The following is a 15778-nucleotide window of genomic DNA, read 5'->3' as shown; positions in this document are numbered from 1 at the left end:
ATTGTGGTTATATCGTTTGATGGCCATATCTATTTTATCTGATAGTTCAGGGACATCTTCTCATTGTTTCTTATTATATCAAGGTTGACGTTGTTAGTGCCTCTTAAAGCAGACATCGTCTGAATGGCGACCTCAGGGCTTGAGATCTCAAGGCTGTTGACCCTTATAAGGACATCTCCGTTCTTCAGGCCTATGCTTTCGTAGAGCCCGCCGGGCTTCACCTCGCTGATCTTGTAACCTTCCTGTTTTCCGTTAACGAAGTTCGGCAGGAGCCTTGCATCTGTCAGTATCTTTTCCGGATTGTTTATTGAGTCCTCAACCTGTTTCTTGTCTAATTGAAATTGCCTTTTGCCGACTTTTTTCACAAAGGGATCTGCAGAGCCGGTATTTTTATCGGACTGAGTGTTTTCGGCCGGGTAATTAATGACATTGCTGAAAGACTCTATCATTTTCAAAATATGCGTGTTAGCGCCTTGTCTTATGGTTACTGAATCGGCCGATATCTCATCAAGAGTGCCGTAATTATATATCGTATCCCCATAAGCAAAGACCTCCTGTCTGCCCGGAGATGTGATGGCATTGCCTTCGAAGACCGCATAACTCATTTTTTTTGGCCCGACCGCCGTGCCTGTAAGGGTCAGGTCGGAAGCCGGGATCTCCTGCACATATGTTTCAGTCTTGGCAGTTTCAGGAGGCGTTATCGTGTGAAATATCATGGGAGGGCCGAAAGCGTTTTTAATTACAATTGAGGAATACTGCGTTATATCAGCAGGTTTTGCAGCACTATCCCCGGAGTTTATATTTAAAGGCGCAGAAGATATGCCGCTGTCTTTGTATGCAAAGAAACTTATAACGGCACGGGCGGTAAAAAGAGCTGCTATCAGTATAAGTGCAAACAGAAAATAATTAATGACCCGCAGTTTTTTTAGAGAGAATTGAAGCATTGAATTAGATTAAACAATCAGCACTCTCATGTCAATAAGAAGCAGTATATATATAATCTTATATCCTGGCTTCTTTCAGCGCGTCCTTGCACCGGCAGCTTCTTTCATCCGTAATGAGCCTGAATGTTTCTTTCAGAAGGAGTTTTATCTTTTCATTTGCATTGCCCATAGCTCCCATGACTTCTGATACGGTCAACCTTCTCTTGCTGATGCCTGCGGCATAGTTTGCGACAACAGACAGGCCTGAGTAGCATATCTCCACTTCTCTCGCAAGTGAGGCCTCAGGCATTCCTGTCATTCCTACAACATCTCCGCCGAGGATACGGAAGCCTTTTATCTCTTCCGCAGTTTCAAGCCTCGGCCCTTCAACCGCCACATAGGTCCCGCCGTTCTTCAACGTTATCTTTAAGTTTTTTCCGGCCCTGTGTAAAACCTTGCCGAGTTCAGGGCAGTAGGGATCTGTAAAGTCTATATGAACAACTCCTGTATTCCCATCGTAAAAAGTTGATCTTCTGTTCTTTGTCATATCAATCGTCTGGCTGAGGATAACGATATCTCCAGGCTTAAGGCCCTTTTTTATCCCCCCGACAGCGCTTACGGATATTATTCTGCTCACGCCGAGTTTTTTGAATCCCCATATATTAGCGCGGTAGTTGATCATATGAGGAGGGATCGTGTGACGGCTGCCGTGTCTCGGTAGAAATACTACTTCTTTGCCGCCTATCTCGCCTGTTACATATTTGTCTGAGGGTTTACCGAACGGCGTGCTGATGCCCTTTTTGTTTTTCACAGCCAAACCCTGTATCTCATAAAGCCCGCTTCCGCCTATCACTCCGATCTTTGTCATTTATCTCTCCTCCCCGGGATTATCTTTTTGTCAGAAAATATTATGTATAATAATACTCTTGATTGAACTTTACTGAAATAGTTTACAAAAATCCTGAGGCGCTGACAAATGATGAAGATACCGGAAGATCTTTTAAAGAGAATACTGAGCGATTCACTTTCCACAGGAGGTGATTACGCTGATATATTTGTCGAGCAGGCCAATCCTCTTACTATTCAGCTTGAAGATAACAAGGTGGACAGGATCGTGTCAGGTGTTGATTCCGGAATAGGGTTAAGGGTGATCTTTGGCGGCAGATCCGCCTATGCTTACACTAATGATTTCTCCGAGGCCTCTCTGTTTGAACTGAGCAGGGCTGTCAGGAGCGCCGTAAGGGCCGGCAAAACCAAAGCAAGTGAGATCGACCTGACCAGGGTCAGCCCTTCAGTTGATTTTAAAATGAAGCTCCGGCCTGATACTGTCAGCATGGACAGGAAGATCCGCCTGCTTCAGGATGCTAACCGTGCCGCAAGAAGCGTCAGCAGTAAGGTCATTCAGGTGAAAGTGATCTACAGGGACTCTGTTCAGAGGGTTGATATCGCATCTTCTGAAGGGGCGCTTGCGTCAGATGAACGGATTCATACGCTTGCGCTTGTCCAGGTAATTGCTTCTGACGGAGATATTCTGCAGACCGGATACGAGCCTGTCGGCGGGTTAAAAGGGTTTGAGCTTTTTGAAGAGGTCTCACTGGAGGCTATTGCGGCAGAGACAGCGGAAAAAGCTGTTAGAATGCTCAGCGCCAGAAGAACTCCGGGCGGCAGGATGGCTGTTGTCATTTCTGCGGCGGCAGGAGGGACGATGATACATGAAGCGGTCGGCCACGGCCTTGAGGCTGACCTTGTACAGCAGGGGCTTTCAGTCTATGCGAATAAGATCGGAGAGGTTATAGCATCTCCGCTGGTGACGATAATTGACGATTCATCTCTTCCGGGCAGAAGAGGTTCATTCAGGTTTGACGATGAGGGGGCACATTCACAAAGGACCGTTCTGGTTGATAAAGGAATACTCAAAGGTTATATGTATGACAGGCTCACTTCAATGAAGGACGGAGTAAGGTCAACCGGCAACGGCAGGAGGGAATCATACAAGTCCAGGCCTATCCCGAGAATGACCAATACATTTATCGCATCAGGGGATGATGACCCTGCCGGTATTGTGAGTTCAGTCCAAAAGGGGTTGTTCGTGAAAAAGATGGGAGGAGGGCAGGTTAATACAGTTACCGGAGAATTTGTTTTTGAGGTATCAGAAGGCTATCTGATAGAGAACGGCATCGTCGGTGAACCTGTCAGGGGTGGCACCCTTATAGGCAACGGCCCTTCGATAATCAAATCGATCGATATGGTCGGCAGCGATCTGGATTTCGCAATAGGCACCTGCGGCAAGGATGGCCAGGGAGTTCCGGTTTCAGATGCGATGCCTACTATAAGGATACCGGAGATGGTTGTCGGCGGGGAAGTATGAGATTGTGTTTAATATATACACTATAGATGTATTAATGATACAACATAAGATTTCATGTCTTTGTTTTTTAAAGGAATTATTACTGGTATGGTAATTGCATTAGTAAATGAGTTGTGCGATTACAAAATACCATAAAAAAAGAAATACACCTTCAGGGTAAAGGGCTTCATACCGGTAGAGATATCAGGTTAAGGCTCAGGCCTGCGCCCAGAGATACAGGTGTTATCTTTGTCAGGACTGACAAGGGTAATACTGAGATCAAGGCTTGCGTAAGCTCGGTCTCTGATACAACATTTGCCACAACGCTTTCTTCAAATGGCGTGAAGGTAGGCACAGTCGAGCACCTCCTCGCAGCTTTTTCAGGCCTTAATGTCGATAATGTTTATGTTGACCTTGACGGGCCGGAAGTTCCCGTGATGGACGGAAGCGCTATCACTTTTGTATCGCTGATACTTGAGGCCGGGGTGGCGCAGCAGGCAAAGACTATAACCTGTATAAGGATATACAAGCCCATCGCTATTATGGAAGGGCCGAGCCAGATAGCTGTAACTCCATATGAAGGCACAAAGATAACTTATCGCCTCTATTATACGCATCCTGCATTCGGGGAGCAGAAGATGGGCATTGATGTCTACAGGAACAGCTTTATTGATGAGCTTGCGCCTGCAAGGACATTTGGATTCCTCAGTGATGTTGAGAAGCTGAGGGCGAGAGGGCTGGCAAGAGGCGGTTCTTTAGAGAATGCCATTGTTCTCGGACAGAACGAGATCATTAACAAGGAAATGCTGAGATTCAAAGATGAGTTTGTCAGGCATAAGATACTTGACCTTATCGGTGATATGTCTTTGCTGGGAGTTCCTATTTATGGCCATATCATTGCGAATAAATCCGGACATACTATGAATGTCAAGCTCCTTCAAAAGATACTCCTGAGCCGTGATTCATGGGAGATAGTGTCTGAATCCCCTGTAAAGCTTTCCGTGCTTGAGTCAATAGCTTAACTATTAGTTGTCTGTATAAATAAAAAAGGCTGTCTCGGTCTGAGACAGCCTTTTTTATTTATTTTAATTACTTGTTATTTCTTCTTTGCGGTTTTCTTCTTTGCAACTTTCTTCTTTGCGGTTTTCTTCTTTGCAACTTTCTTCTTTGCTGCGGCTTTCTTCTTTACGGCCATGTTAGTTCCTCCCTTTTTTTGATTCACCCATTAAATGGGCAGACAAAATAAAATAGATTTTCATCTGTGTTTTTGCGGCAGTTACTGTTTTAATGTCAATGATCATTACAACTTTGATTAATGTTGTTACAAATTTTATATAACATTATTTAATTCTTGTCAAGAGAAAAATGATGCTCATCAAAATATTTTTTTTGAAAAGTTAAAAAACTTTTTCTTCTTGTTAAACAAAAAGAAAAAAAGAATGTCATATTCGCGTCCCTGTTTGCTTCATCTCAGGGTTACTGCGCTGATATTTTTATGTGATATAATGTCTCTATGAAAGAGGCGATGTTCTATAGTAAGGAAGAGGAGCATAAGGTGCGATGTTATCTCTGCGCTCACCATTGTCTTATACAGAAAGGCAGGCGCGGCATATGCGGAGCAAGGGAAAATATTGACGGCCTTCTCTACAGCCTGGTATACGGCAAGCTTGTAGCAATGAATGTCGATCCTGTAGAGAAAAAACCGCTCTTTCATTTTCTTCCTTCTTCAACTTCTCTATCCATCGCAACAGTCGGCTGCAACTTCAGATGCCTGCACTGTCAGAACTTTGATATTGCGCAGCATACCAAAGAACATTCGGACATCCCGGGAAGCCGGGTTTCCCCTCAGCAGGTTGTGGATGCCGCAGAAAAGTCAGGGTGCAGGAGCATCTCTTACACATATACCGAGCCGACGATCTTTTTTGAATTTGCATATGACTGCGCAAAGCTTGCGCATGAGAGGGGCATTAAAAATATTTTTGTAAGTAACGGCTATACAGGCTCTGAGGCGGTTAAAGTGATAGCTCCTTTCCTTGATGGAATAAATATTGACCTTAAAGGCGATGACGATTTCTATAAAAAGGTCTGCGGCGCAAGGCTGAAGCCTGTGCTTGATACTATCAGGCTGATGAGGGAGCTTGGCGTATGGGTTGAAGTTACGACACTTGTCATCCCCTCATATAATGATTCGGAAAGCACGCTGACAGCCATGGCTGAACATATAAGGGCTGTTGACCCGTCTATCCCCTGGCATGTAACAGGGTATTACCCTACATATAAGCTTTTAGATCAGCCGAGGACACCTGTAGAAACACTAAGGCATGCGCGTGATATTGGTTATGCCAATGGTTTAAGATATGTATACGAAGGAAATGTCCCGGGGGAGGGCGGTGAGAACACCTATTGCCCGAATTGCAGAGAACTGCTTATCAGTCGTTCAGGGTATAAGATACTGGAAAACAAAATAAAGGATGCACATTGTTTAAAATGTATGGAAAAGATAGAAGGGGTATGGAGGTGAATCAGGCATATGATCAGTAAGCTTGCAGATGAGATACTTGAATTGATGTGGGCATTAAGAGAACGGGGGAGCAACAGCTGCTCAAAGGTGATCGAAGAGATCGCCGACAGCAGCGCGCCTGACGTCATTAAGAAGATGGAGAATGCCGGGCTTGTAACTGTCTCCGGTGATATTATTCAATTCACTGACAAAGGCGAGAGCCGTTCACAGGACCTGACCCGCCGCCACCGGCTTGCGGAGAGGCTTTTTCATGATGTGCTTGATGTCAGTATGCAGGAGACTGAGGATACCGCGTGCGAGATCGAGCACTTCCTGTCGCCGTCAGTCACTGAAAGCGTATGCTCCTTCCTCGGGCATCCTCCTACCTGCCCGCATGGCAAACCCATTCCGAGAGGGGACTGCTGTTCAAGGTATAAGGCTGTGAGGCCTCTTGTCATGCAGCTTAAGGAGCTTGATGTCGGGACAAAAGCCAGGATAGTCTTCATTGTCCCGAAAGAGGAGGCGAGAATAGACCGGCTCACATCAATGGGCGTAGTGCCGGGAAGCATAATCAAGCTGAAGCAGAAGAGGCCGTCATTCATTCTTAAGATAGATGAGACCTCTTTGGCTATCGATCCTGTCATAGCTGAAGAGATATATGTGAAGCAGGTATAAAGAAGAGAACAACTGCTTATTTCTTCCGTAGTGCCGAGAGCCTTTTTTTAGCGTGGTAGCCGAGCTGAGTGTCAGGCGCGGCCTGGATCTGATATCCGTATTCTCTTATCGCCAGGTCAATCTGACCGGCGCTCTCAAAACATATGCCTAACATCCCGTGCACTTCAGGATCCTTTGGCACTGCATTTGCGAATTCACTGAGATGAGGTATGGCGCTTCTGTACTGTTTCAGCTGGTAGTAGCTTTTTCCTAACCCAAAGTGCGTCGGCAGATGGCCGGGATAAAGTTTCAGGCTTAAGTTGAATTTGTCTATCGCCGCTGAATAATTCTCCTGGTAAAAATTTATCAGCCCCATGCCGAACACAGCAGGCTGGTATTCCGGGTTAAGAGAGAGAGCCTGTCTGAAGCTGTTCTCTGCCTTCCAGTATGACTTTTGCCTGAGCATGATCATGCCGAGCAGATTATGGAAAGGCGCCTGGCTCTCATTCTTTTTTATCGCCTCTTTTAGCTTTGCCTCTGCACCGCTGAAGTCCTCTTCTTTATAAAGGCGCTCGGCATCATCATATATATAATATATCCTGTTTATCTCCCGCATTCTTTTTGCCGCATCCAGAAAGCGTTTGCTGAACTCGCCGTCGCCCTTGACAGTATAAGGAGGCAGAGCGTTTATCATATCCTGTATCTCTACGAGGCGAACCTCTTTTCTCGGGTGTGTAGAGAGCATATCTGCTATCGGCGAACTCGTTTTCTCATTTATGCCTGCTCTCTGCATATAGCCGTTAACAGACCTTTCCAGAGCCTCATGCGCGCTTATGGCCTCGTGAGGGTTATAACCGAGCCGGGACATATATCTAACACCGAGCCTGTCTGCCTGTATCTCCTGTTCTCTGTCGTATTTAAGCAGCAAGAGGCTGCTGCCTATTGCGCCTACGCTTAGAAGCGCGTCACTGCCGGTCTTTCCCTCAAGAGCTGCGGCACCGATAGAAAGTCCGATCTGCTGAAGTGTCATGCGTGAGAGCCTCTGCGCAGTATGCCTTGCCATAACGTGGCCTATCTCATGCCCTATCACAGCAGCAAACTGAGCCTCGTTATCCATGTCGCTTAAGAGCCCCCTCGTGATAGCGACATAGCCGGGCAGGGCGAATGCGTTTGGTATGGAAGTGTTTTGTATATAGAACTTCATCGGCAAATTGGGCCTCTCCGAGTTCTTCCAGAGTTCCGCAGCAATGCCTCCGAGGTATGCTTCTAATTCAGTATCCCTGTATTCGCCCCCGAATTCCCATCTCATGGACGGAGCCGTCTCTTTGCCTATCTGTATCTCCTGGCTTTCACTCACGAGCATCAGTTCGTTCTGGCCGGTCACGGGATTGACGGCGCAGGAGGATACGAAAAGAAAGATGATACATAATAAAAGCCCTTTAACTTTCTTTATATTAATCATCGTCATATATCTCTATGAAAAGTGATAAAAAAAGCCCCGGGCAGATGCCCGGGGCTTTGAGTTTAAGACTTAATTACGGTATCGGATTCGGGTCTGTCTCAAAGTACGGGAACGTGCTTGTATAATCCTCAAGATAGGTACCGCCTATGAGAGACGGGAAGTCAGGAGTTGCTGAACCCCAGTAGTTATTTTGAGCAGGCAGCCATCCGCTCCAGGGATTAGAGACATTATGGAACAGGGCAACACCGGTATTTCCATAGAATGAGTTATTGCCGAGGGAGTCGAGCTCGCCGTTGCCGAGGTCAAAGGTGAAGTGTGCCAGATACCAGTCATCATATTCTGCATCCACTCCGCCTGTCCAGGGGTTGTCACTAATGTCATATCCGAGCACAAGCCCGTCATCTCTGTTGTCTGCAACTACGTTACCCTGGAAGAAGAGGCTTGTGACGATTCCGTATGTGTCCTCGTAGTCATAAAGGTTGGATCCTGCCCAAATGCCGGTATAGAAGTTAGTGACCACATTATCAGTAAATGAGTCGGTGATATCCGAGTTAAGTATTTCGCTGTCGGTATCATCGGTTGCGAATTCACTATATACATAGATACCGTACTGGTCTGAGCTTGTGCCGGTCAGTGTGTTATTTGTGAATGTGTTTTGGATACTGTCGTTATCAAGGCTGCTATCCTCATAATCAGTATAAATGTAGTTTTCCAGATAAATACCATCACCGTTGTTTCCTGTCATCACATTGTCCTCAAAGAGGTTTATGATGTTTGTATCAGATATCGGGCTGTCATCGTCATCATCATTGGCTATCCAGTTGTAGAAATATGCCCCGTCGCCGTTGTTTCCGGTTATGGTGTTATTAGTGACGGTATTCTCTATACTGGAGAGTGATATAGGGGTAAAGTCATAATCAGTATATATATAGTTTTCGTTAAAATAGATGGCGCTGCCGTTATTGCCGCTAATTGTGTCAGTGTTGTCCTGGAATGTGTTATAGATGTGAGCGTTGTTTATATATGCCCCGTTTGTATTGGTTTCTATATAGTTTTGATAAGAATAGACACCATCACCATTATTATCTGATATCGTATTGTCCTCAAAATAGTTTGTAATGCTTGCATCGTCTATAGAACCATAAGCATCATATATAAACTGTTCTCCCAGGTATACACCGGTGTCATCGTTGCTGCTGATATCATTTCCGATAAAACTGTTTGACAGTTCAGCTCCGGTTATCTCGCTTCCCATGGCATATGTTGCAATATAGTTGCCTGAATTGCCGAGGTAGATTCCGTAGCCGTTATTGTCCTGAATAGTATTATCCGTAAAGGTATTGTAGATGGTGGAGTTTGTTACATCCGCATCATCATATGTTGTGTAAATAAAGTTCTCATATATCCGGACGCCGTTATTCTGATTACCGGAATCTAAATTACCTATAGTGTTGCCTTCAAATTCGTTCAAAATATCAGAATCAGATATCCGGCTGTATGTTGCTTGAGTGTGGATCTCATTGTCCAGGTAGACACCGTCTAAATTATTATCAGCTATCTCATTGTTATTGAATGTGTTCGTGATATCTCCATTGCTGATATCAGAGGAATAGCCGGTGGTATATATAGTGTTGAAACCATTAATACCGTGGTCTTCATTCCAGCTTATCGTCTCATCGTTGTTCTCATATGTATTGGTTATGCTTGCGTCTGTTATGCCGCTGAGAGAACTCTCTGTGTAGATCTCGCTTTCATTCCATATACCGTCATTGGAGTTCCCGCTTGATGTATTATTTGAGAAATAGTTATCGATATTAGCATCATTGATGTCGCAGTTGCCGCCGCAAGTGTTGCCGGTATAAATATAACTGAGAACCTCAATCCCGTCATTGTCATTGCTCCCTGTTGCGGTGTTGCCGTTAATGTTGTTATCTATATCAGCGGTATCTATGGTGCCGTTCTCAGTATATATATCTGTTTCAATATCAAAGTTCTCGCCGTAGCTGTTTGTTGACGTATTGTCAGTGTAGTAACTGGTGACGCCGACATTTGTTAAGTCGCTGCTGTAACCTTCAGCATATATATTGCTTCCGGACCATATGCCGTTATTGCTTACAGAGTCATCCACCATGTTGTTCTCAATCGTGTTGTAGATATACGCATCATTTACATCACTGTAAGAATTCTCTGTTCCGATCCAGCTTTCCACCTCAATACCGTCATAATCGCCAGCACTTGGAGCGTCGAGGCCGTTTCCGGACACAGAGTTATTTGTCACGGTGTTTCTGATAAAAACCTCGCCACCTTCAATATCAGAATAAACAGGGCTGTTGTACCCGTCGGTGCCTATCCAGCTCTCAATATCAATACCTGATTCACCGTTATCGTCAAAGGAGCTTGCATTGTCAGTAAATGAAGTTGTTATGCTCGAGTCGACTACTTCACTGGTTTGCCCGCTTGTCCATATTTCGTTATAGTCATAAACTCCGTCTTCGCCGTTGCCGCTGGCTGTGGTGTTTGTGAAAGTTGAAATAATATCAGACCCGTATATAGGACTTTCCTGTCCGTAAGAATAAATATACGCATTAATGTCTGCGCCGTTTTGATTGTTATAAAATGAATTGCCGGTAAATGTGTGTTCTATGCTGGCATTGGTGATCGGGCTGTTAAAATCATCAGTCCAGATCTCGCTGTCAACATAAACGCCGTCATCGCTGTTATCAGTGGCGGTGTTGTCGCTGGCGGTGACGGTAATATTTGCGTTGGTTATTGGAGCATCGCCGGTGCCATTTGTATAGATCTCATTATAAATATAAGCGCCATTATCGGAATTGCCATCATCAGTTTCTCCAAAGGTATTATTTGTAAGTATTGTTGTGATGCTTACATCGTCAAGAGTACCGGCAAAATCATTATAAAGACCATTGTACAGATACAGTCCGTCGCCGTAGTTATCGGTAATGACATTATTGTCAAACCTGTATGTGAGGTGCATGCCTGAAACATCGTTGAACTCATTTTCAATATGAATACCGGAGTCGTCTCCATTGTTGTTTATGATATTGTTGTGATGGATGTTGGTGTTTTGGATGTCATAGCCTAAGATGCCTTTTGTGCCGTTCTGAAGTGTGAGGCCCATGACTTCATTGTTGTCTGCCAGAGTAACCACCGGGCCTCCGCTTCCTATGCCGTCAAGTATCGGGTGCACCCCGCCGCCGATGCCGTATACAGCATGCCTGTAACCCTGTCCCCAGAGTACCATATTGTCCATAAGCTCGATTGATACATCATTCTGCGTACAGCCTGCTTCATTGTCATCACAGAATACATACACCCACGCGCCGTCCAGATAACGCACATCGCCGGGTGCGTCAGCTATGTCCTGGTATGGATTGGCGTATGTGCCGTTGCCTGCTGCGTCATTGTCAGAGTTAACATAGATCATCTCAATCGGTTCGCCGTTCTCGTCAAGTACCCGTTTTGTGTCTTCATCCGGCTGTGCAACTGCGACAATATGCCTGTCCCTTACTACCTTGTCTGTCATTCTCTCTTTGAGGCTCCTTGTGCCTGTTCCAAATCCTGTCAGCTTTGATGCTCCCTTGAACGGGTTCTCGCCGGCAAGCATGTCGCCGAATGAGAAGGGCAGGTCAAGATATCCGCCTATGAATGTCGCGCTTCTGATGTCATCGTCCTTCACTTCAATGTTGATGTTAAGGATCTGCATCGGCCTTATCTCTGCTCTTACCTTCCAGCCTTTTACGCTGTCAACCATTGATGAATCGTACCAGTACCCGCCGCCGAAGACCCTTGTCTCAACAGTGTCGGAGATAACAGGAACAAGAACACCTACTTCAGCATCAGCGCCGCTCATCGCTTCCTCATATCCTTCATGGACAAGCAGGCCTGTATTGCCGAACTCATATTTATCTATTGAGTTGAGACGCTCTTTGGTTGTTCCGTATGGATAGTAAATGTTTGCGCGGAGATCAACAATATCTGACATAGCCTCAAGGCCTAAACCTATCTGCTCGTATCTAAAGTTGTTTTCGCTTCTCATTGAGTCCCAGAAGAGGTTTCCGCCGACTATGGCCTTGCCGTCCATGATGAAGCGGCGGTATCCGAGCCCGAGGTTCTCTTCATTGCCGTCATTGTCGTCGTATCTGAAATGAGGGTTAAAGAAGAAGAGCGCGTTGTTGTTGCCCCACATAGGCATCAACAGGTCAATAAAGTAGTCGTTCTCAACTTCGCCGTCGCCAACCATAAAGCCGGGCCTTGCCTTGCCCTGCCACGGGTTGTCCGCATTTGTAAGCGGCTTGCTGAAGACGTCAGGGCTCGCCAAGAAGATCACTGCCATCATTACCATTAGAAATAAACCTGCTGATCTCAACTTTTTCATCTCTCCTCCTTAAAGGTGTTAGTATTAATTAGTTTATTATTGTTAATTGGTATCGTTGGATAATTGATGTTTATAAAAAATATATCAAACAGGCTCATATGTCAAGTATTTTTTTCATAAATAGGGCCTTATTACCCTATTTATATATAATAGACATATATGAAAATCCGTCTGAATCTTATATTTTCTGTAACTTACCGTATAAAAACCGTATAAAAATGTATTAAATTCTGGGAAGTTGTGTTAAAATTATGACAATTCAGACAATAATCATCAAAAGGAGATCGATTCTGATGAATACAGGTTTTTTAAAAGTTATTAAATTATCCGCCTTTGCCTTTGTCACACTATTAATATTCACTTCCAATGCAGCTGCAACAGGCCACTATCCACATGTCCAACTTTCTATTACCCCTAATCTACTATGGCTTATCGGCAGCAATTTTCAGATCGCCGGTGCTGACGCCCAGGTCGGGGATGAGATAGCTGTATTTGATTCCGGGGATAACTTGATAGGGGCTTTTACAGTTACAATCGTTGGAGAGTATGGAACTTTAATTGTTGACGGCAATATTCCGGCGACTGCCGGCACTGATGAGGGGGCTGAGGCTGGTGAAGCTCTTACTATAAAAGTTTGGGATGAGAGCGCGCAAAGGGAGTATCTGCCAAATGAGATAGTTCTGACACCAGGGCCGGAGACTTTCGGATTTCTTCCAGCTGTGCTTCCTTTGGAGTACTCGGATCTGGCTCAATATTCTTTAGATGTCGCTGCAGGCAGCGCTGCCGCCACGGACACAGGAGGCAGCGGCGGAGGAGGCTGTTTCATCGCAACCGCGGCTTACGGGAGCTATCTTGATAAAAATGTTATGGTGCTCAGAAAGTTCAGGGATAATTTCCTTTTGACGAACAAGGCCGGCAGGGCATTCGTGAAATTTTATTATAAATATTCACCGCCTGTCGCAGGATTCATTCAGGAGCACAACGCTGTGAGACTGACAACAAGGGCTGTGCTTACCCCGCTGGTCTACGGCATCAAATATCCCGTTCCAGCATTTGCTCTGTTCGGGGCCGCGGCACTTTCAGGTGTTTTTATAATGAGGAGAAGGAAATAGAGAAGGCTGAATTCTTTCAATTGAATATTTGTTTCAGAATAAAAACAGGCGGGGGCACATTACCCGCCTGTTTTTATTCCGGTTCGGAAACGGCAAACTCTCTTGATTAGCCTGAACTAATTTGATATGGCATCAAACTATCTGCTATACTTTTTTTTGAATAAATAGTGTTATATACTTATGACAATAATGCGAAGACTATTAAATATATTCATTCTTCTGTCTGTTCTGTTCTTTTCAGCAGCGGCCGGTTTTGCCCAGGAGCCTGTCACGGAAGTGCAGGTTGCTTCCGAGACTAAAGGCCAGGTCTTAAAAGATACGGTCACAACACAGGGTGTAGTTACTGAAGAGGCGCTTACCGAGGAGGAACAGCTCCTTAATGAAAGGCCGGCCTTACCGCCTATTCTTCCGCCTTCAAGCATGACTCCCGATCAGATCAGGGCATTCTTCACAAAGCCCGGCGATACGGCTGAAGAGGAAGAGTTCATGATCCTGAACTTCGATGACGCTGAGATCAAGGATATCCTTGCAACTGTAAGTGCGATAACCAAAGTGAACTTTATACTCGGTACAAATGTATCGGGCAAGATAACGATCCACTCTGCAGAGAAGATACCTGTCAGCGAGGTCTTCTCGGTCTTTGAATCCATCCTTCAGGTTAATAACCTGTCGCTTGTGAAGTCAGGCAGTTTCTACAAGGTGATCCAGAGCTCTGAGGCGAGACAGAACCCGCTTGAGATATTTCCGTATGAAGATGCAAAGACAGTGCCTTACGGGGACAGGCCGATAACACAGCTTATCTATCTGGAGAATATCCCGGTCAAGGATATCGCGCCGCTCCTTAAGGATATGCTTTCAAAGATAGGAACCATCACCCCGCACCCGAGACTCAACATGCTCATCATAAATGACCTTGCGTCAAACATCAAGAATGTCCTTAAGATCATAGATGAGGTTGATATCGACGCATTTGAGAACACGAGAATGCAGTTCTTCCGGCTCAAGAACTCTGATGTCGCCACCCTTTCCAAGGAGCTGTCCGACATCATAAACGCGCTCAATATAGGCAGGGAAGGCCTTGCCATTATACCTATTGAAAGGCTCAACAGCCTTGTTGTCTTCTCTTCAGGCCCCGGGCTTCTAAAGACTGTTGAGGCATGGATACATAAACTTGATGACGAGGTCACTACCGGCCAGAACATATTTGTTTACAATGTGCAGAATGTCGATGCCAAAAAGATAGCCGCTGTCCTGAAGACCATATATGAGAAAAGCTCTTCGATCCCGGCGGTAGGAACTGTCGGCGAAACCACCCAGGCAAGAGAGACAACAAGGAAGGATACCGCCCAAACCACGAAATCCGCCGGAGCGCAGTCATCATCTTCACAGTCGACGGTCGAATCCGGCAGGGTAGAGATAGATACTTTTGAGTCGACAAACTCGCTCGTCATACTCGCCTCGCCCGGAGTATACAAGGAGATCAGCGAAACGATAAAGAAGCTTGACATGTATCCGAAACAGGTGCTGATCGAGGTTGTCATAGCAGAGGTAAATCTTGACAATACAAACCAGTTCGGGATTCAATGGTCTTTATTGCGCAGCGTCAATATCGACGGCAACACATATAACGGTCTTGCCCAGAACAGCGCCAGCCCTACCATCGCCCCTTCATTGATCGAGGCGGCGCCGGTATTGGGGGACGGTTCCACCGGCCTTTCGTTAATACTCTTTAATCCTGACCGGATCTCTGCGATGATACACGCGCTTGCAAGCACGACAAAGCTCAATGTCCTCTCAAGCCCGAGGCTTCTGGTAATGGACAAGGAAGAGGCAAGCATTGAGGTCGGCAGCGATATTCCGACCGCAACAAGCACCACGGTCGGCACAAGCACCGGCACCACTCAGAATATCGAATATAAGACCGTGGGCATAAAGCTTAAGATCAAGCCGAGCATTAATGATGAAAAGACGGTCGTCCTCAATATCGAGCAGGAGGTCTCTGATAAGCTTGCCAACGTAGTTGTCGGACAGGCGGGTTTCAGCTACCCTGCGTTTTCAACCAGGCTGACCAAGACCTCTGTTGTTGTGCCTGATAACCACGGCATATCAATAGGCGGGATAATAAAGGAGAGCAACGAAAACGGGTATCAGGGCATTCCGCTTTTAAGCGCGATACCTTATCTCGGAAGCCTCTTCCGCTATACTGTGCTGACAAAGACCAGGACTGAACTTATCATCTTCCTGACGCCTCATGTTGTGACGAACAGGACCGAGGCGGATATGGTCACAAGTGATTTTGTGGAACAGCTCAAAAACCTGAAGAGATCGTCCGGGAAGGATGATATCGGGTCAGATATATTCAAACCTTATACCCTGGAATAGCC

The 15778-nt window shown here is 45.6% G+C and carries 10 protein-coding genes; 6 read left to right on the top strand and 4 right to left on the bottom strand.

The window, feature by feature from the left end; genetic code table 11:
• Window positions 1–29: 29 nt before the first annotated feature.
• Window positions 30–944: a hypothetical protein gene (locus HY807_10815; GenBank protein MBI4826891.1), complete on the bottom strand. Its 915-nt coding sequence runs from the start codon at window positions 942–944 to the stop codon at window positions 30–32.
• A gap of 58 nt (window positions 945–1002) precedes the next feature.
• Complete coding sequence (mtnP, locus tag HY807_10810) at window positions 1003–1791, bottom strand: S-methyl-5'-thioadenosine phosphorylase (protein ID MBI4826890.1); 789 nt, start codon at window positions 1789–1791, stop codon at window positions 1003–1005.
• Between the two features lie 111 nt (window positions 1792–1902).
• On the opposite strand from mtnP, the gene HY807_10805 reads away from it, so the two are divergent.
• From HY807_10805 to HY807_10790, 4 genes are all read left to right on the top strand, one after another.
• Window positions 1903–3291 (top strand): TldD/PmbA family protein, encoded by a 1389-nt coding sequence (locus tag HY807_10805; GenBank protein MBI4826889.1) that lies wholly within the window; start codon window positions 1903–1905, stop codon window positions 3289–3291.
• A gap of 113 nt (window positions 3292–3404) precedes the next feature.
• Window positions 3405–4292 carry a UDP-3-O-acyl-N-acetylglucosamine deacetylase gene (locus HY807_10800; protein ID MBI4826888.1) on the top strand — a complete coding sequence of 296 codons (888 nt, stop codon included), beginning with the start codon at window positions 3405–3407 and terminating at the stop codon, window positions 4290–4292.
• 491 nt (window positions 4293–4783) lie between these two features.
• Window positions 4784–5791 carry an AmmeMemoRadiSam system radical SAM enzyme gene (gene amrS, locus HY807_10795; GenBank protein MBI4826887.1) on the top strand — a complete coding sequence of 336 codons (1008 nt, stop codon included), beginning with the start codon at window positions 4784–4786 and terminating at the stop codon, window positions 5789–5791.
• 9 nt (window positions 5792–5800) lie between these two features.
• Window positions 5801–6445: a metal-dependent transcriptional regulator gene (locus HY807_10790; GenBank protein MBI4826886.1), complete on the top strand. Its 645-nt coding sequence runs from the start codon at window positions 5801–5803 to the stop codon at window positions 6443–6445.
• A 16-nt stretch (window positions 6446–6461) separates the two neighbouring features.
• Here the strand turns inward: HY807_10790 and HY807_10785 are convergent, their stop codons facing one another.
• Together HY807_10785 and HY807_10780 are read right to left on the bottom strand one after the other, a co-directional pair.
• The gene (locus HY807_10785) at window positions 6462–7886 is read right to left on the bottom strand and encodes a M48 family metalloprotease (protein ID MBI4826885.1); all 1425 of its coding nucleotides are present in this window, start codon (window positions 7884–7886) and stop codon (window positions 6462–6464) included.
• A 73-nt stretch (window positions 7887–7959) separates the two neighbouring features.
• Window positions 7960–12282, bottom strand: coding sequence for a hypothetical protein (locus HY807_10780; protein MBI4826884.1), 4323 nt, complete (start codon window positions 12280–12282; stop codon window positions 7960–7962).
• 293 nt (window positions 12283–12575) lie between these two features.
• On the opposite strand from HY807_10780, the gene HY807_10775 reads away from it, so the two are divergent.
• On the top strand, window positions 12576–13394 hold the full coding sequence (locus HY807_10775) for a hypothetical protein (protein ID MBI4826883.1): 819 nt from the start codon (window positions 12576–12578) through the stop codon (window positions 13392–13394).
• A gap of 189 nt (window positions 13395–13583) precedes the next feature.
• Entirely contained in the window at window positions 13584–15776 is a 2193-nt protein-coding gene (gene gspD, locus HY807_10770) for a type II secretion system secretin GspD (protein ID MBI4826882.1), read from the top strand.
• The last annotated feature ends 2 nt before the right edge of the window (window positions 15777–15778 follow it).

The organism is Nitrospirota bacterium (assembly GCA_016207885.1).
Lineage (GTDB): Bacteria > Nitrospirota > Thermodesulfovibrionia > UBA6902 > UBA6902 > JACQZG01.
This window is presented reverse-complemented; position numbering and strand designations above follow the sequence as displayed.